1 protein-coding gene is annotated in these 379 nt (G+C 39.1%); it reads right to left on the bottom strand.

All coding sequences use genetic code 11. The features are described 5' to 3' along the window. Positions 1-351, bottom strand: a 351-nt coding sequence (locus CWC11_RS21845) for an EamA family transporter (RefSeq protein WP_171038520.1), incomplete at its 3' end; no start/stop codon positions are given. Positions 352-379 lie beyond the last annotated feature (28 nt).

The raw sequence follows: 379 nt of genomic DNA, 5'->3' as shown, positions 1-379 counted from the left end.
TTGCTTTTGGGTGAAAAAGGGTTCTAAAAAGACCGTTAAAACTGGGTAAGTGAAAAAAGCGATAATGCCAATGGCTATGCCTGCCATTTGCATTCCCGCAAAATAGGTCACCCAATGCAAGCCAACAACAACACCTAATAAAATAGCGATTAAATAATCTTTTGAAGTCTGTAAGGTAATTTTCTTTCGTTGTAATGTTAACAAGAGCACAAGTGCAACGAAGGCCACTGCAGTTCGGTATACGGTAATGTCTAATGCTGATAAATCGATGAGTTTTGCAAAAAGTGCGGTACCACCGAATAATAAAACGGCGATATGTAAATACAGCAAAGAAGATTGCTCGGCTCGCATGTGAGTGGCCTACCTTTTTTATTTAGTT

Source organism: Pseudoalteromonas sp. S3178 (genome assembly GCF_005886985.1).
In the GTDB taxonomy this organism is placed as follows: Bacteria; Pseudomonadota; Gammaproteobacteria; order Enterobacterales; family Alteromonadaceae; genus Pseudoalteromonas; species Pseudoalteromonas carrageenovora.
Note: the sequence above shows the minus strand (reverse complement) of the source record. Positions and strands in the feature narration are given on the sequence as shown.